The 18,495-nt window shown below is 42.2% G+C and carries 14 protein-coding genes; 13 read left to right on the forward strand and 1 reads right to left on the reverse strand.

The window, feature by feature from the left end:
* Window positions 1-23 precede the first annotated feature (23 nt).
* The 5 genes from lexA (at window position 24) to PUQ00_RS10970 (ending at window position 4,815) form a co-directional block, all read left to right on the forward strand.
* The gene (lexA, locus tag PUQ00_RS10950) at window positions 24-629 is read left to right on the forward strand and encodes a transcriptional repressor LexA (protein WP_300415998.1); all 606 of its coding nucleotides are present in this window, start codon (window positions 24-26) and stop codon (window positions 627-629) included.
* Window positions 630-639: 10 nt separating this feature from the next.
* Window positions 640-774: a hypothetical protein gene (locus PUQ00_RS10955; protein WP_300416000.1), complete on the forward strand. Its 135-nt coding sequence runs from the start codon at window positions 640-642 to the stop codon at window positions 772-774.
* On the forward strand, window positions 765-2,243 hold the full coding sequence (locus PUQ00_RS10960; RefSeq protein WP_300416002.1) for a DNA phosphorothioation system restriction enzyme: 1,479 nt from the start codon (window positions 765-767) through the stop codon (window positions 2,241-2,243). The genes PUQ00_RS10955 and PUQ00_RS10960 overlap by 10 nt, the downstream gene beginning before the upstream one ends.
* Before the next feature lie 329 nt (window positions 2,244-2,572).
* Window positions 2,573-2,746, forward strand: a complete 174-nt coding sequence (locus tag PUQ00_RS10965) for a hypothetical protein (RefSeq protein ID WP_300416004.1) — start codon at window positions 2,573-2,575, stop codon at window positions 2,744-2,746.
* Window positions 2,743-4,815, forward strand: coding sequence for an AAA family ATPase (locus PUQ00_RS10970; RefSeq protein ID WP_300416006.1), 2,073 nt, complete (start codon window positions 2,743-2,745; stop codon window positions 4,813-4,815). The genes PUQ00_RS10965 and PUQ00_RS10970 overlap by 4 nt, the downstream gene beginning before the upstream one ends.
* Before the next feature lie 273 nt (window positions 4,816-5,088).
* Here PUQ00_RS10970 and PUQ00_RS10975 read toward each other — a convergent pair whose 3' ends face one another.
* Entirely contained in the window at window positions 5,089-7,119 is a 2,031-nt protein-coding gene (locus PUQ00_RS10975; RefSeq protein ID WP_300416008.1) for a S9 family peptidase, read from the reverse strand.
* A gap of 365 nt (window positions 7,120-7,484) precedes the next feature.
* Here PUQ00_RS10975 and PUQ00_RS10980 point away from each other — a divergent pair, with 365 nt between their 5' ends.
* The 8 genes from PUQ00_RS10980 to hpnI all read left to right on the forward strand — a co-directional run bounded on the left by PUQ00_RS10980 (window position 7,485) and on the right by hpnI (window position 18,240).
* Complete coding sequence (locus tag PUQ00_RS10980; protein ID WP_300416010.1) at window positions 7,485-7,640, forward strand: hypothetical protein; 156 nt, start codon at window positions 7,485-7,487, stop codon at window positions 7,638-7,640.
* 314 nt (window positions 7,641-7,954) lie between these two features.
* Entirely contained in the window at window positions 7,955-9,832 is a 1,878-nt protein-coding gene (locus PUQ00_RS10985; RefSeq protein ID WP_300416012.1) for an NAD(P)H-quinone oxidoreductase subunit F, read from the forward strand.
* 150 nt (window positions 9,833-9,982) lie between these two features.
* Window positions 9,983-10,696, forward strand: a complete 714-nt coding sequence (locus PUQ00_RS10990; RefSeq protein WP_300416014.1) for a carbonic anhydrase — start codon at window positions 9,983-9,985, stop codon at window positions 10,694-10,696.
* Between the two features lie 148 nt (window positions 10,697-10,844).
* Window positions 10,845-12,341 (forward strand): NADH-quinone oxidoreductase subunit M, encoded by a 1,497-nt coding sequence (locus tag PUQ00_RS10995; protein ID WP_300416016.1) that lies wholly within the window; start codon window positions 10,845-10,847, stop codon window positions 12,339-12,341.
* Between the two features lie 127 nt (window positions 12,342-12,468).
* Window positions 12,469-13,782 carry a CO2 hydration protein gene (locus PUQ00_RS11000; RefSeq protein ID WP_300416030.1) on the forward strand — a complete coding sequence of 438 codons (1,314 nt, stop codon included), beginning with the start codon at window positions 12,469-12,471 and terminating at the stop codon, window positions 13,780-13,782.
* 414 nt (window positions 13,783-14,196) lie between these two features.
* Window positions 14,197-15,651, forward strand: coding sequence for a hopanoid biosynthesis associated radical SAM protein HpnJ (hpnJ, locus tag PUQ00_RS11005; RefSeq protein WP_300416018.1), 1,455 nt, complete (start codon window positions 14,197-14,199; stop codon window positions 15,649-15,651).
* A gap of 380 nt (window positions 15,652-16,031) precedes the next feature.
* Entirely contained in the window at window positions 16,032-16,904 is an 873-nt protein-coding gene (gene hpnK, locus PUQ00_RS11010) for a hopanoid biosynthesis-associated protein HpnK (protein ID WP_300416020.1), read from the forward strand.
* A gap of 130 nt (window positions 16,905-17,034) precedes the next feature.
* Complete coding sequence (hpnI, locus tag PUQ00_RS11015; protein WP_300416022.1) at window positions 17,035-18,240, forward strand: bacteriohopanetetrol glucosamine biosynthesis glycosyltransferase HpnI; 1,206 nt, start codon at window positions 17,035-17,037, stop codon at window positions 18,238-18,240.
* The last annotated feature ends 255 nt before the right edge of the window (window positions 18,241-18,495 follow it).

The following is an 18,495-nucleotide window of genomic DNA, read 5'->3' on the forward strand; positions in this document are numbered from 1 at the left end:
TTATAATTACTTCCCGCAAATTTATGGAACGTCTAACGGAAGCTCAACAAGAACTTTATGAATGGTTGATAGAATACATCCGATCGCATCAGCATTCTCCTTCAATTCGGCAAATGATGCAAGCGATGAATTTGAAGTCACCAGCACCAATACAAAGTCGTTTGGAACATTTACGCACTAAAGGATATATAGAATGGACTGAAGGCCAAGCGCGAACGATTCGGATTTTGCGTGCTGTTAAGCAAGGTGTACCAATTTTGGGAACGATCGCTGCTGGTGGTTTAATAGAACCGTTTACTGATGCTGTAGATCATCTAGACTTTTCTAATTTGTCATTACCTCCCCAAACTTATGCTTTGCGGGTAGCTGGCGATAGCATGATTGAAGATTTAATTGCTGATGGCGATGTGGTATTCCTGCGTCCAGTAGCAGAACCAAATCATTTAAAAAATGGTACCATCGTCGCCGCCAGAGTTGATGGATTTGGTACGACATTAAAACGTTTTTATCGCCAAGGCGATCGCGTTACCCTCAAACCAGCAAATCCCAAGTACAATCCCATTGAAGTCATGGCCCAACAAGTGCAGGTGCAAGGTTCACTTATTGGTGTTTGGCGCGGTTACAACTGAGTAATGGGGAGTGGGGAGTGGGGAGTGGGGAGTGGGGAGTGGGGGAGAAATAACTAATGCTCAATGCCCAATTGCCCAATTGCCCAATTGCCCAATGCCCAATGCCCAATGCCCAATGCCCATTTACTTTAATATATGTACCTGACGCAAAATTCAGTGCAGCAACTGCCCATTTTCCGCTTGAAATTACCAATTGCAAGGGAAAGTAAGGGCAGTTATTACACTTGGCAACCATTACCAGGATGCCCAAGAATGCCTCCATCTCTGCAATTGCGGGAATATCAGCGCCAAGCGATCGCCAGCTGGTTTACCAACAATGGCAGAGGGACGCTAAAAATGGCTACTGGTAGTGGTAAAACGATTACTGCACTAGCGATCACTTGTGAATTATATCAGCAGATTAATTTACAAGTTCTGTTGGTGGTGTGTCCCTACCGCCATCTTGTCACCCAATGGGCGCGAGAATGTGAAAAATTTAATTTGCAACCCATTTTTGCTTTCGAGAATTTACGCACTTGGCAAAGTCAACTTTCTACGCAAATTTATAATCTGCGTTCTGGTTCTCAACGGTTTGTCACGGTGATTACGACGAACTCCACTTTAATTGGAGATGGGTTTGGATCTCAACTCAAATATTTTCCCGCCAAAACTTTAATTATTGGGGATGAGGCGCATAATTTAGGCGCACCCAAGTTAGAAGAAAGTTTACCGCGCAGTGTTGGGTTGAGACTGGCTTTATCTGCTACACCAGAGAGATATTTTGATGATTTTGGCACGCAATCTTTATTTGATTATTTTGGCCCAGTTCTCCAGCCAGAGTTTACTTTGAGGGATGCGATCGCTCAAGGTGCTTTGGTACATTATCTGTATTATCCGGTGTTGGTAGAGTTAACTGAAGCAGAAAGTATTGCCTATTTAAAGTTAACTAAAAGAATTGGGCGATCGCTACTTTATCGAGATCGAGAAAATGGACAAGCGGGATTTGAAGACAATGAAGATTTAAAGCCGTTATTGATGCAAAGAGCAAGATTAATTGGTGCGGCGGAAAATAAATTAAATGCTTTGCGGGATTTAATGGCAACTCGCCGCGAAACTACTCATACTCTTTTCTATTGCAGTGATGGTTCACAAGATGCGGGACAACGTTCATCTCTACGCCAACTTAAAGCTGTTGCTAAAATTCTGGGGGTGGATTTGGGGTATAAGGTAAGCACGTATACGGCTCAAACTTCTTTAGAAGAGAGGGAAATATTGCGTCGTCAATTTGAAAGTGGTGAATTGCAGGGTTTGGTGGCAATTCGTTGTTTAGATGAAGGTGTAGATATTCCGGCAATTCAAACTGCGGTGATTTTATCAAGTTCTGGTAATCCCCGCCAATTTATCCAACGACGGGGACGAGTTTTACGTCCTCATCCAGCTAAGGAACGCGCCACTATATTTGACATGATTGTTTTACCTCCAGATTTAGATAGAGAAACTATAGAAGTTGAGCGCAATCTTTTGAAAAAGGAATTGCGTCGCTTTGTAGAGTTTGCTGATTTGGCTGATAACGCAGGCGTTGCCAGAATGAAATTACTGGATTTACAAAAGCGATATGGGTTATTAGATATTTGATGATGAATCAGAGAATAGTTGTATTTTTTTGTAAAATTTTTCGAGTTTTGAAAAAAGAAGCATTAAGTATGAAATAATAAGAGTATGAGTTTGATCATAATGGGATGTAAGTAAAATTTTTAACGCAGCTTAAATCCTATTATGATCAAGATAATTTATTAATAATAACAGATAACAATGAAATAATAAAGTGTTTTTTCAAAGAAAATTATAAATTTGAAAAAATAGTTTTTGCCAAATTAAAAATAACGCTAACAGTGGCTTTACTGAGGCGATCGCAGCACTAGAGAAAGTTAAAATATAGAACAAAGTATATTTAAAAACCCAAGATGTCACAAGAGGCGAATATCGATGATGTCCAAGAGCCAATAACCAGCGCTCCACAGGAAGTACGGCAAATTATTGAGCGGGTATGGAAGCTGGAAAAAGGCAGGCTAGATAAGAAGATTAACAGCCATATAAATGATCATATTTTGGACATTATTAAGGAAGAGGTGCGATGAAGCTAAGTTCAATCAAGCTCTGCAACTTTCGCTCCTTTTATGGTACGACACCAGAGATGCTCCTCGCTGCCGGAGATGTTCATAACACAACAATTATTCATGGGAATAATGGCTCTGGAAAAACCAGTTTACTAAATGCCTTTACTTGGGTATTATATGATAAATTTAGTGCGGCATTTGCATCTATAGAACAGTTAGTTAATAAACGTGCGATCGCAGAAACTCAAAAAGGTCAAGCTCTAGAATGTTGGGTAGAAATTGGCTGGGAACATGAAGGTAAACGCTATCGAGTTAAACGCGCCTGTCGGGGTTATAAAAACGAAAGTGATTTTGACGCTGGCAAAACTCAATTAACCATGTGGGTTGGTGGGGACGATGGTAAATGGAATATACCAACTCAGCAACCAGAGGATATAATTAATCAAATTTTACCCGCTACTTTACATCAATATTTTTTCTTTGACGGCGAACGAATTGAAGAAATAGTCCGTTCTGATAAAAAAGCTGAAATTGCCGAAGCTACAAAAATTTTCTTGGGTGTGGAGGTAATTAACCGTTCTATCAGACATTTGGGAGATGCTAAAAAAACTCTAGAGAATGATTTAAAAGCTATTGGTGATTCCCAAACTAAAGAACTGTTACGACAGCAAGAAAAGATAGAGCGAGAACGTGAACGCATTACCAAACGGCAAACAGAAATTAAAGAAGAGTTAGAACATCAACAAACTTTTAAAAAAGAGACAAGTAATCGTTTACGAGAACTTAGTGCTGCTCAGGAATTGCAAGAAAGATGGCACAATTTAGAATTGCAGAAAGCGGCGAATCAAGAGGAATATAAAAAAACTAAGGAAGCGCTGAAAAAATTTATTTCCGCGCGTGGTTATACCGTTTTACTGTCAGAAACTACAGCCCAGTTTCGCGGAATTATCAATGATTTGAAGCAGCGAGGCGAGTTAACATCAGGAATTTCGCGGGAATTTGTGAATGATTTACTCAATTCTCAGCGCTGTATTTGTGGCGCAGAATTACACGAAGGTAATCATTCTCATACTCATGTGAGTACTTGGTTAAATAGAGCAGGTTCCTCGGCTGTAGAAGAAACTGCAATTCGGATGAGCGCTCAAGTAGATGAAATTGATAAGCAAGCGATCGGATTTTGGGAAGAAGTTGATAGAGAACAAACTAGGATTAATCAATTAAGGCAAAGCATATCCCAAATTGAAGGCGATTTAGACAATATTCAAGAACGGTTGCGAAAAGATGCTAACGAAGAAATTAGTAGTTTGCAAAAACGGTTAGATGAAATTGAAAGTAAAATTGATCAATTAAATCGAGAACAGGGTGCAAATCAGCAGCAAATTGCTCAACTCACAACTGAAATTGAAGGTTTGAACAAACAAATTGCTAAACAAAAGCTGAATGAAGACAAGCAAACTTTAGCACAACGACGAATTAACGCTACCCAAGATGCAATCGAACGGTTAACAGAAGTTAGAAATCGTCAAGAACAACAATTTCGCTTACAACTAGAAAAGCGAGTACAAGAGATATTTACTGAAATTTCTGTGACTCCATACATTCCTAAAATTAGCGAAAAATATGAATTGACATTAGTAGAAAATACCACAGGTATAGAAGCACCAGTTGCAGCTTCCACCGGGGAGAATCAAATTCTCAGTTTATCCTTTATTGCCAGCATCATTGACAAAGTACGGGAATGGAGTGAGAAGCGAAAAATGATGATGATTCCCGATAGTAGCACTTTCCCAATTGTCATGGATTCACCCTTCGGTAGTTTGGATGAAAGTTCGCGGCGACACATTGCGAAGACAATTCCTCAATTAGCGAATCAGTTGATAGTTTTAGTTACCAAGACTCAGTGGCGGGGTGAAGTAGAGGCAGAAATGACAGACAGAATCGGTAGAGAATATGTGCTTACATATTATTCATCTAAGCCAGATTGTGAACAAGACTATATTGAGTTGGGTGGGGAAAGATATCCTTTGGTGAAACAAAGTCCCAACGAGTATGAATATACTGAAATTATCGCGGTTGAACGTACTGTTTAAAGGATAAAGTATATAATTGCAAGTCCAGACGGAAAGTATATGACCGAAAACGAAAAGGGTACAAGCCCCTCTCTTACAAAGTTCTGATGCCTGCGGCGGGCTGCGCCAACGGATAGCGCCACGGAGAGCGAGTCCGCGAGCGTCGGAAACCTCCGCTCAGACTTTGCGCTAAATTGATTTATGGGGATTATTAATTTTTAATTTTTAATTTTTAATTCCCCGTTCGCGTAGCGTCTCCAAGAGTTGGGGTTGACTCGCCATTCTTCTTCAAGACTATTTTCCAATAGTTGCGGTCGAGGGGATTAAGTATTTATCATACCAAGCTAAATAACGCTCTAGGACATCACGTTGATAACTCGGTTTGCTGATTCCGTGGGACTGTCCGGGATAAACTACTAACTGAGTATCAATTCCGAGACTTTTCAGGGCTTGATACATCTGTTCAGAGTTGTGCAGTGGTACAGAACCATCCTTGTCACCTCCCAGAAATATTGTCGGTGTCACAATTCGGTCAGCGTGAAGAAATGGGAAAGAAATTCGCAGCCATGTATTAAGGCTCTTCCACGGTACGCCTAACTCCTGTTCTTCGTCATAGATATACTCATCTGTACCGTAGGTCGCAAGAATATTTGATTCACTAGCCCCACTGACTGCGGCTTTGAAGCGAGTATCTTGAGCAATAGTATAGTTGGTCAACATTCCCCCATAACTCCACCCGCCAATTCCTAAGCGCGATGGCGAAGCAATTCCGGTAGCGATCGCATAATCAGCACCGGCTATAATATCTTGAGCGTCTTTGTTTCCCCAGTCTGCATAAATCGCTTTGGAGAAGGCTTCACCTCTTCCTGAACTCCCGCGTGGATTAACACCGACAACGACATAGCCTTTGGCCGCAAACAGTTGCCAATTAAACATAAACTGATTTGTGAACTGCCCCACAGGTCCGCCGTGCAGCATCAGCAGTGTCGGATATTTCTTCCCTGACTGAAAGTTAGGTGGCTTGACGAGAAAACCGTGAATTTCTGTTCCATCTTTACTATTAAAAGTGATTTCATTTGTAGTTGCTAAATTTAGGTGAACTAGCAACTGATCATTTTGGTGCGACAATGGACGCAAATCTTTACCTTTGAAGGCGAAGACTTCATTTGGTTGTTGTGGCGTTGAAGAAAGTAAAGCGATTTTGTCATCGCCTCCTAAATCAAAGTTACTAATATTTCGCCTTCCTGCTAACAAGCGCTGAATTTTGCCACCAGCTACGGGTATCTTTGCAAGGTGAACGTTGCCATCGTCTTCGATTAAAAACAGTATTGATTTCCCATCTTTTGTAAAACGCGGTTTGACAACATTGCGATCGAGGCTTCCAGTCAGTAGACGCGGAGTGCCGCCAAGGGCAGGAATCACCGCTAGATGGTAAACTGCGTATTCAATCAGTTTGGGTGAACCTCCTTGAAGATAGGCAATTGACTTTCCATCTGGACTCCAAGCTGGACGGCTACCCCAATCAGGATCGCAGTCAGGGCCAGAAAAAGTGGTTAGCTGGCGGGCTTTTGCTCCAGGTTGGGCAGCGATGACATAAAGATCCCAATTATTGTTGTGATCGCTATTTTCACCGCGTTTGCTCACAAAAGCAATATTTTTGTTATCACTTGACCAAGCAGGTAAAGACTCATTAAATGAACCTGGGGTGAGAATCTCTGTTTTGCGAGTTGCTAAGTCCAATACATAAAGATGTTCTCGACTTTTGTCGATAAAACCGACACCATCTTCTTGGAAGTGAAACAGATCGATCACAATCGGTGGTGGGGTTTTGCCATTAAAGGGAGTTTCTGGAGCTGGTTGAGAGGCAATTACGGCTAGTCGTTTACTGTCACCAGACCAGACAAAATCGCTAACATCACCAGCAAAGTCGGATATTTTTTCGGCTTCACCACCTGCTAGATTGAGCAACCAAATTTGCTGTTTTCCAGATTCACGGCTGGAGATGAAAGCTAGATACTTCCCATCTGGGCTGAACCGAGGGTTATATTCACTATCTTTACCGTTAGTTAAATGTAACGTTCGGGAAGCATCCCAAGAAGTCATGTAAATATGTTTATCTTGTGTATCATTTTTCAAATCGGTATTAGTTACTGTGTAAGCAATCCAGTCTCCAGTGGGAGAAAGTTGGGGATCGCTAATTTGGCGAAAGGCAAACTGATCCTCAAGCGTCAGCAGACGTTTTTCTTGAGCTTGAGCCGGAATATTTATACCGAGTGTGATCGTTAAAACAGAACTTATGAAAGCGATTTTTATTAGCTTTTTCATAACTAGATATCATAACTTGGGGTTAGCACATTTTTTTGAGGTAGAGAAATTGGTAAATAACCCTTTTCTGTCACTTCATCTCTGGGCGGTTTCTGTCTACAACAAAATAGCCCTGGCTGTACGCCCCTACTTATAGTGGATTTCAAGGAAGGTGAAGTACAACGATTCGTCTCAAAGCCAGGTATAAAGCCTGCTTTACTTCTGTTAGCGCAGCATAGCCCATTCTGACTCCTAAATTATGCTGTATATAAATTGATTAGGACTTACGCAAAAACCCTCTCAAACTCTCATTCCTCCGTGTCGCGCCAGTTGCTACAACGGGGAGCCACTGTGTTGGACGGGTTCGCCGGCTTGAAGCAAGTGGCGTGGGAACCCCCCTTCGGGTGACGCTACGCACAGTCGCTACCGCTACGCTAATACCAGTCGCCTACGGCGGGAAACCCGCCTACAGCGCTGGATTCACCGCAACGCACTGGCTTCTCTGCGTTCTCTATGGTTCGTTTTGCATTACCTGTGCGTAAGTCCTATTAATAAAACTAATGATGACCATCGATTAATACCGCGCTCAATTCATAGATAAAAAATAATAGATATTATTCATTAATCAAATAGTTGATTATATAAGAATTAATTAGGGTAATTATCTCAAATTTCTTTAGTTAATTAATTCCATTTTCCTTCAGATAACGGTAAGCTGTTTCTAACAAAATTAAACAAAGATAAATTTGCATTATCTGCGGTAGCTACGCCCGTCGTAGACATCGCTGGGTCAACTGGGATCAACGCCAGTTGATTCAAAATTCTCAACTTTTGATGAAAATATAGAGGTAAGTTGATGGCTCAGTTTCTACTTGAGACTGTTTGGCTAGTTCCTTGCTATGCCTTAATAGGTGGTTTGTTAGCCGTGCCTTGGTCGCCAGGGATTATTCGTAAAACGGGGCCAAGACCGGCGGGTTATGTAAACTTGGTGATGACATTTTTGGCGTTTGTACATAGTGCGATCGCTTTACAAGCAACTTGGAATCAGCCACCCCAAAATGTGTTTATTCCTTGGTTATCTACGGCTGGTTTAGATTTAACCATTGCTTTAGAAATTTCTTCAGTGAGTGTCGGCGCTTTGGTTGTGATTACTGGCTTGAATTTGCTGGCGCAAATTTATGCGATCGGTTACATGGAAATGGATTGGGGTTGGGGACGCTTCTATTCGTTATTAGGATTATTTGAAGCGGGATTATGTGCCCTTGTTCTGTGTAATAACTTGTTCTTTAGCTATGTAATTTTGGAAGTCCTGACGCTGGGAACCTACCTCTTAGTGGGCTTATGGTTTAGCCAGCCTTTAGTAGTTTCAGGTGCGAGAGACGCTTTCTTAACCAAGCGGGTGGGAGACTTATTCTTGCTGATCGGCGTGTTGGCATTATGGCCCCTCGCCGGAACTTGGAATTATACAGAACTAAGTCAGTGGGCGGCTACTGCAAATGTCAACCCGACAACAATGGCACTCGTAGGTTTAGCCTTAATTGCCGGGCCAATGGGTAAATGTGCCCAGTTCCCTCTGCATTTGTGGTTGGATGAAGCGATGGAAGGCCCTGTTCCCAGCACGATTTTGCGGAACTCGGTAGTAGTTGCTAGTGGTGCGTGGGTGCTGATTAAATTGCAACCTGTGTTAAGTTTGTCGCCCATAGTTTCCTCAGCGATGGTGGGTATTGGGGTAGTAACAGCGTTGGGTGCTTCTTTAATTGCGATCGCTCAAATTGATCTTAAACGCTGCCAATCCTATTCTGTTAGTGCATACATGGGTTTAGTATTTATCGCCGTGGGAGTGCAACAGTACGAAACGGCGCTGTTGTTAGTACTCACCCATGCCATATCCGCAGCCTTGTTGGTGATGAGTACTGGGGGAATTATCTGGAATAGCATCACCCAAGATGTCACCCAATTAGGCGGATTGTGGACACGTCGCCCAATTTCAGCAATAGCCTTTATCGTCGGGACTTTAGGATTAATTGGTTTTCCACCCTTGGGTAGCTTTTGGGCGTTGATGGAACTAGCCGATGGGTTGTGGGAAACGCAACCTTGGTTAGTGGGAGTAGTGATAGCGGTAAATACTTTAACAGCCGTGAGTTTAACCAGAGAATTCGGTTTAATTTTTGGTGGTAAAGCGACACAAATGAGTCAGCGATCGCCTGAAGCACACTGGCCAATGATTTTACCAATGATGATTTTACTCGGTGTCAGTCTACATCTTCCTTTAGTGTTGCAAAGCTTATCAATTTTACCCGATTGGGCAACTTTAAATAAAGATGTCGCACTGCTTTTAATTTGGTCGAGTATTTTTGGTTGCAGTATTACTGGCGTGATTTATTTAGGCAATATTCCTAAACCGATTCGCCTCCCTTGGCAAGGTTTACAAGATTTATTGGCATACGACTTTTACACCCCAAAACTCTATCGAATGACCATTATTTTCAGCGTTGCCAAAATTTCCCAGCTTGCCGATATGATTGACCGCTTTGTAGTCGATGGCATCGTTAATTTAGTTGGTTTGTTTTCTTTATTAGGTGGTGAAAGTCTCAAGTACAGCACCTCTGGACAAACCCAGTTTTATGCCTTCACTGTTCTTCTAGGAGTAGGCGTTTTAGGAATGTGGGTAACTTGGCCATTTTGGGGAGTGCAGTTTTTAAATGTGATTTTTCAAATCTCGACAGTTAGGTAACAGTAAACTATCCCACTAAAAGTTAACAGTTTAACGAAGTTTGTTCAGTTTAATTCCCCTGTCTCTTGTGGCAGCAGCTTTTGATGCCTAATTAAAATCCCCGTCGCAAAACGTAATTGTAAATTGGTTTAATATTGTGAGGAGAATTCCATGAGCGTACAACATTCCCAAATCAATCTTTCCAGAAGAAGTTTATTCAAGTTTGGTGCAGGTGCAATCGGTACAGGTGTATTGACAGCTGGACTTAGCTCAAACTTACTTGCAGCCGAAAAAGCCCCAGCAGAAGATGAGATTACCCCCGATAAAGCATTGCAAGAATTACTAGATGGGAATGAAAGATTTGCCCAAAGAAAACGTCGTAATCCACACCAAACCTATTCACGTTTAGCCGAAGTTGCCAAAGGTCAAAAGCCCTTTGCTTCTATTCTCAGTTGTGCAGATTCGCGCGTGCCTTCAGAGATTGTCTTTGACCAAGGACTTGGAGATTTATTTGTCTGCCGTGTAGCTGGTAATATTGCCACACGAGAAGAAATTGGTAGCCTAGAATTTGGCAGCTTAGTATTAGGCTCCAAAGTCATCTTGGTAGTGGGGCATGAAAGATGTGGTGCGGTAGATGCTGCGATTAAAGGCGCTCAAGTACCAGGGCAAATTGGAAGTTTACTTGAGGCAATTCAACCAAGTGTAGAAAGCTCAAAAGGAAAATCAGGAGACAAATTAGAAAATGTTTGTAAAGCAAATGTTTTGGCACAAATTAAAAAATTGAATTCATCGCCAGTTTTATCTGAGTTAATCAAGGCAGAAAAGCTGAAAATAGCAGGTGCTTATTACGATTTAGATACTGGTAGAATCAGTATAGTTGGCTAACTTTTTTGTACTAAAATCTCGTTCCCAGTCGGAAACTGGGAATGCAAATTCAGGGGCTGCTGCCTCATGAATTCGCGGCAGAGCCGCTTTTGATTTGCGTTTCCAGTCGGAGACTGGGAACGAGGAAAAGACAAAGGATAAAATTACCATGTTAAGTGTCTTGATTTGGCTGCCAATTTTCGCCGCTATTTTCATCGCGGTACTACCTCTAAATATCCCTAAAGATCGCATTCGCTTATCAGCATTAATTTTTTCTGGGATAGTTCTCTTTTGGAACATTTTTATCCTGCTAAAATTTGATATCAGCAATCCAGGAATGCAATTTCAAGAGTATTTGCCCTGGAATGAAACCCTTGGCTTGAACTATCAATTAGGTGTTGATGGGCTTTCTATATTGATGTTGGTGTTAAATAGCCTGCTCACCTGGATTGCTATTTACAGCAGCAGTAAAGAAACTGAACGCCCCCGGCTGTTCTACTCGATGATTTTATTAGTTAGTGGAGGAGTCGCAGGTGCTTTTCTCGCGGAGAATTTGCTGCTATTCTTCCTGTTCTACGAACTAGAATTAATCCCCTTCTACTTACTAATTTCAATTTGGGGAGGAGAAAAACGGGGTTATGCCGGGATTAAATTTCTGATTTATACTGCTGTTTCCGGAGCCTTAATTCTGGCGACATTCTTGGGTATGGTGTGGCTGAGTGGTTCTACCAATTTTGCTTTTGATGCAGTCTCTACAGAAAACTTGTCAATAGCCAAACAAATCCTTTTACTAGCAGGAATAGTATTAGGTTTTGGGATTAAAATTCCCTTAGTTCCCTTCCATACTTGGCTACCCGATGCTTATGTTGAGGCTTCAGCACCAATTGCTATTCTTCTTGGTGGCGTGTTGGCAAAGCTGGGAACCTATGGATTGCTGCGATTTGGGTTGGGTATGTTTCCCCATGCTTGGAGTATTATTGCACCGACTTTGGCAATTTGGGGAGCAGTCAGCGCTATCTATGGGGCAGTAATTGCGATCGCTCAAAAAGATATCAAGCGCATGGTAGCATACAGTTCCATCGGTCACATGGGCTATGTATTGCTAGCTGCTGCCGCCAGTACTCCTTTAGCACTTGTGGGTGCAGTCGCTCAAATGTTTAGCCACGGTATCATCCTGGCGATTCTTTTCCATTTGGTGGGAGTCGTGGAAGCCAAAGTCGGCACCCGCGAGTTAGATAAACTCAATGGTTTAATGAGTCCCATACGCGGTTTACCCCTAATTAGCGCCTTACTGGTTTTAAGTGGTATGGCTAGTGCTGGTATTCCCGGTTTAACAGGATTCATCGCGGAATTTATCGTCTTTCAAGCCAGCTTTTCTATCTTTCCCATCTCGACAATTTTGTGTGTAGTCGCTAGTGGATTAACCGCAGTTTATTTTGTGATTCTCCTCAACCGCACTTGTTTTGGCAGACTTGATAACTTAGCCTACTATCCAAAAGTCCTTTGGTCTGAGAAAATACCAGCTTTAATTTTGGCAGCTTTCATCATCTTTTTGGGAGTACAACCCACTTGGTTAGTGCGTTGGAGTGAATCCACAACTACAACAATGGTGGCTGCAATTCCCTCTTTGGAAAAAACCGTAGTCTCTGAAGTAGCGGTGAAATAGGAAATAAATTAAAACACTTGTAGAGACGGCGATTTATCGCGTCTCAAAACCTATCCCCCAGACGGCGATTTATCGCGTCTCAAAACCTATCCTCCAGACGCGATAAATCGCGTCTCTACAATTTACGATTACCATGTCAGCAATTAAAACACCAATTAAATTACCTCCTTCTAATCACGAATTTGCCGAAGTAATTCACCGCTTAGAAGCAGGCGGTGCAATGTTACCCGATACCCCAGAAAATTTGATGCAAATCATCGGTTTATACAAAGCTTATGCTGTGCCGATGGATTTTTACTGGCGCGACTTACTTTATATTGCTGAACGCGAATTTTTAAACCCGTTGCCTTTCTTTAAATACTTCTTGCCCAAAGAGTATTTAGAACGGCATAATCATTATGCTGGCGATGATGCCGATTTACGAATTTGGCGCGGCGAAGCTACTGCACATCCAGAACTTTTGGCATTTATGGAGAAGGGTGAAACCTTCAAAATGCCGAAGTTGTTGCATCACTTGTTCCACGATCGCATTAACATGGAATTTGCGGAAGCTTGTATGCGGGCGATGTTGTGGCACAGAGGGATGGGTGGGCAATTTGACCCTTACCTAGATTCAGAAGAATACAAAGCCAACGCTGACAAAGCAATTAAAGCTTACTTCCAAGGCAACCCCGTAATGCTGGGACTTTACAAGCTGTTCCCCGATATGTTTTTGGAACAGTGCCGCCAGATGTCATACTACGCTAACCTGGGTTTATTCTGGGAAGTTATGGCCCCAGTATTCTTTGAAATGTCCGACCGCTATGACGAAGGGACAATTAGCAGCGTCCCAGAGGCGATGAGCTTCTTAGTTAATGGTATATTTGCGATCGCAGGTCGTCCTATTTACCATCACGTTTATATTCGTGGCGAATGCTATGAAATTGTCCCCAAATCTAAGGGTTTCATGTGGCTATATGAAGCCGCATTACCCTATGTAGAAGCAGTTTTCTACCGCACTGCACCCTTCCGAGGGACAAAATCTTATAATGCTCAAGCGCGTCAAGTACCGGAAGACCAAAAAGATTTTCACTATGGCATTCTTTACGCTGATGTATTTCCAGTGGGTACTGCTGGCATTCCCCCGACATTATTAATGCAAGATATGCTGCATTTTCTGCCCCCATATCTTGTTGATTACTACAGCCAACATTGCCGGGGTGAAGAAGATATGTTGATTCAGTTGGGAGTTAGTTTTCAACGGTCAATGTACTGTGTTACTTCTGCGGTAATTCAAGCTTTGCGAACTGCACTTTTATATCCATTGGATGACCAAAATATTCAGCATTTACAAGCAAATCGAGATTTCTTTGAAATGCAGCTAAATCGCTTTACTCGTCCTGAATATAATATTCGTGATGCGGCTCGTTTGGGCAGTATTCAAAAGCAAGATTATAGATAATAAATCCCCCAGCCTCCTTTTTAAGTCCAGGGTTGTTTCATCGGAAAAAAGAAAAATACATAACCCGGATTTATTAGACCTCTTGCAAAAGTCCCTAACACCCCACCCCCAGCCCGTCCCCTTAGCAAGGGGACGGGCTGGGGGTGGGGTTCTTATTTTTGATTTATGCAAGAAGTCTATTGTTTTGTGGCATGGCTTCCGCGATACCGTTAAAAATTCAAGACATTTTCCGACGGGGATTTAAACCATCCGCGTCAGCCGCCGCTCCCACTCTTCCATAAATCAACCACTTTCTGGTTCTGAATTCTTCTTGAATGAATTATTTCGGACTGCGATCGGCTATGCTACGTTTGAGGTTTTATCCTAAAGAAGTGTTAGGTAGAACCTTTTAACTATAGATGAGGAAATATACCTGTGAAAAAAACTTTGTTTCTCAGTCCTCCTTCCTTCGATGGGTTTGATGGTGGAGCCGGTTCGCGATACCAAGCCAAGCGCGAGATTACTTCCTTCTGGTATCCGACATGGCTGGCCCAACCCGCAGCCCTTGTACCTGGTAGTAAGCTTGTGGATGCACCACCACATAATCAAACAGTAGAAGATGTGATCGAAATTGCTCAAGATTACGAGCTAATTATCATGCACACCAGCACGCCTTCACTGCCTAATGATGTGAAGTGTGCCGAGACAATCAAAGCTCAAAACCCTGATATCCAGATTGGTTTAATTGGAGCGCACGTAGCAGTATTACCAGAGCAGACGCTGAGTGAAAACCCAATCATTGACTTTGTGTGTCGCCACGAATTTGATTATACCTGCAAGGAATTAGCAGAAAGTAAATCTTGGGAGGAAATCAAAGGTCTAAGCTACCGCGATCGCCAGGGTAATATACGTCATAATGAAGACCGCGCCTTGATTCACGATTGGGATTCTCTGCCCAGTGTATTGCCGATTTATCACCGTGATTTGGATATTACAAAATACTTTATTGGCTACTTGTTGCATCCATACATTTCTTTTTATACTGGGCGGGGCTGTCCAGCAAAATGTACCTTCTGCCTTTGGCCGCAAACAATTGGGGGACACTTATACCGTACTAAAAGCCCAGAAGCAGTTGGGCGCGAGATGGAAGAAGCTAAAGCGATCTTCGGCGACAAAGTGCGAGAATATATGTTTGATGACGACACCTTTACTATAGATAAACATCGAGCGATCGCCATTAGCGAACACATGCAGCGACTTAAACTAACTTGGAGTTGCAACGCCCGTGCCAATCTCGACTATGACACCCTCAAACAACTACGCGATAATGGGTTACGCCTACTCTTAGTAGGATTTGAATCTGGGAATCAGCAAATTCTGGATGGGATTAAGAAAGGAGTCAAGCTAGAAGTAGCGCGGAAGTTTATGGACAATTGTCATAAACTTGGCATTACCGTACACGGCACATTTATCATTGGTTTACCCGACGAAACCCAAAAAACAATTGAGGAAACAGTTCGCTTTGCTTGCGATATTAGTCCTCATACAATTCAGGTTTCGATCGCAGCTCCCTATCCGGGAACAGAACTTTATCGTCAAGCACAGGAAAATAATTGGTTTAGTAACAATTCCTTAGTTGCCAGTTCTGGAATTCAAATGTCCACACTGCAATATCCAAATCTCTCCAGTGCTGAAATTGAGGATGCAGTTGAGAAAATGTATCGGAAGTTCTACTTCCGTCCCAGAGCGATCATCCCAATTGTCACTGAAATGCTCACTGATCCCCAAATGTTAGTGCGCCGTCTGCGTGAGGGGCGGGAATTTTTCTCCTACTTAAAAGATCGTCGCACCCAAGCAACTGCGAAAGCCGAATCAGTAGTTGTTGGTTAGTAGTTGGTTGCTCTTTTTGGAGCTAACCCAGCCAAATATCAAACAGTGGTATCATACCATTTGTTTGTGAGGCTGCACGCAATACGCTTGGGTTAAGGCTTAACTCTTTGTCAAATTCAATTTTTTTAACGAACCGCAAAGAACGCAAAAAAGAGGCAGCGCGTTGCGGGGGTTCCCCCCGTTGTAGCGACTGCCGTCGCAAAGGAAGAAAAGGAAGAAATGCTTAACTAAACTGTATTGAGGCTGCACCAAATTTTTTTTCTTTCTTCGTGTCCTTTGCGCCCTTTGCAGTTCGTTCCTCATATAGTTTGGCGCATCTTCATGCAGAATTGGTATCAGTCTCAGTCAATACCTCAATTATCAGAAAAAATACAAAACATATGCAAGCAAAGCGATTCGCCATCATCAATGGTGATGACTTTGGTTTCTCTGAAGGAGTTAATCAAGCAATTATCAAAGCACACAAACAAGGAGTGCTAACGAGTACCAGCCTGATGGTGAGCGCTGATGCTGCAAATGAGGCTGTCACCTTGTCAAGTGCCAACCCCAACCTAGCTGTTGGTCTACATCTTGTGTTGATATGTGGGCGCTCTGTCCTACCGCCAGAGCAAATTCCCCATTTAGTTGACAAACAAGGTAACTTTTCCAACAGTCCATTGATTGCTGGGTTACGCTATCAATTTGTCAGCCAAACCCGTCAAGAACTACGGCAAGAAATTCGCGCCCAGTTGGAAAAATACCGTTCAACTGGTTTGCCTCTCTCTCATGTGGATGGACATTTGCATTTGCATATGCATCCAGTGGTCTTACGTATTTTAGTTGACCTGGCACCAGAATTTGATATTAAAGTAATTCGTCTTCCCAGTGAGGAGTTAGGGTTGAGTCTAAGATTTAATCGCAGTCATCTGCTGACAAAGCTAGTTTGGTCAGGAGTATTTGGCAGACTACGCTGCTATGGTGAGAAGATGCTAAAATCACAAGGCATTAGCTTTACTCAAAGAGTTTACGGTTTATTGCAAAGTGGTGGCATTACAGAGGAATATTTGCTTGGGTTGATACCCCAAATTCAGGCAAACTTGGTGGAGATTTACTCTCATCCGGCGAGCGCTATTCATGGCGCTCCTTTGAATGGAGCAGCAGGGGCAGGTGAAGCAGAACTTGCTGCCTTGTTAAGTAATCAGGTACGGGAAGTACTTCTTAGTAACGGCTTTGAAATTACCAACCACCATTTATTATCCCAACGTACCACCTAAAGAAGAAGGCAGAATTCTGAATTCAAAAGTAATAACTTTGTCATCCCAATTTCATTTAATAGACATAAAAAAGTCCTAAACTTATCGGCAGCGAATCTAGAAAATCCGAATATTACTTGCCTGCTAATCAATGTCCATATTTGCATCTACTTTTTTCACGAATTTTCACCTAATTATCATTGATTTCCTCCTAATTTGGTGTATATTATCTGTCTTGTTTTATTGCTATGCAATTTATGCAGCAATAACTTTTTTTGCTGATACCCGGGCAATTGATTTAGAGTTTCATCCACCTGTTAGTATCCTCAAACCCATTTGTGGGCTTGATAGCGATACTTATGAAAACCTAGCCTCATTTTGTCAGCAGGATTATCCAGAATATCAAATCATCTTCGCTGTGCAAAACTCTAAAGACCCTTGCATAGAGGTTGTAGATAAAATCATCGATCATTTTTCAGATTTGGATATTCTACTGATTGTAAGCGATCGCGTCATTGGCACAAATCTCAAAGTTAGCAACTTGGCCAATGCCGCAGCCAAAGCTAAATACGAAATTTTACTCCTTGCTGATAGTGACATCCGAGTTGGAAGAGATTATTTGCAAAGAGTTATCCAGCCGTTACAAGATAAAAGCGTGGGTGTAGTTACCTGTATGTATCGAACCTTAACTCAAGGATGGATATCGACATTAGAGGCTATTGTTAATACTGAATTTCATGCTGGGGTTTTAGTTAGCAACATCAAGGAAAATGGGATAAAATATGCCTTTGGTTCCACCATTGTCATCCCTAAAAAAGTACTAGAAGCCATCGGTGGATTTGAAGCAATTGCTGATTATCTGGCAGATGATTTCCAACTTGGCTATCTACCTGTGCAAGCAGGTTACAAAGTTGTGCTTTCTGACTATGTTGTTGAACATGTACAAATAAGCAACAACTTAGTTGATGCCATCAAGCGCCAGATTCGTTGGGCGCGTGGTAAACGAGTTTCTCGTCCTTGGGGTTATTTAGGACTAATTTTTACCTATGGTGTCGTCACTAGCTTGCTACTGCTAATTGCCACGGATGGTTCAATACTAGGATGGCTAGGACTATCTATCTGTTGGATAACAAGATTGGTGATGGCTTGGGTTGTTGGTACTATCAGTCTGAAAGATCCAATTGTCAAAAAGTTTATTTGGCTCGTTCCTTGCTGCGACTTGTTAAGCTTTGCTATTTGGTGTTTTGGCTTCATTGGCAACACTATAGAGTGGCGGGGACAGCAACTGAAGCTAACTAAAGATGGAAAGTTACTAGTACAAGAAGATAGAAGTTATGAATTATCAATTATTAATTAGACATAGGAGTGAAAAAGAATGTAGAGAGGTAGCACTGCTACGTCACACAATGAGAGGATTTTAGATTTTAACTTCTCTCCGAGACCCTTCTCTACAAGACGCTCTGCGTAGCTGGCTTCCCGTTCGCCCTTGGCCTCCTGTAGGGAAGGGTAGGGCAAGCTCAGGGCATCGCGCTACGCGAACGCTCAGTTGAACGATTTTATCCCTCTTCTGTCACTTTCCGAGTATTCTTAATAAAAGGATTAAAAGAAAAAA

Origin of the sequence: Nostoc sp. S13 (genome assembly GCF_029379315.1) — a bacterium.
Classification (GTDB): Bacteria; Cyanobacteriota; Cyanobacteriia; order Cyanobacteriales; family Nostocaceae; genus Nostoc.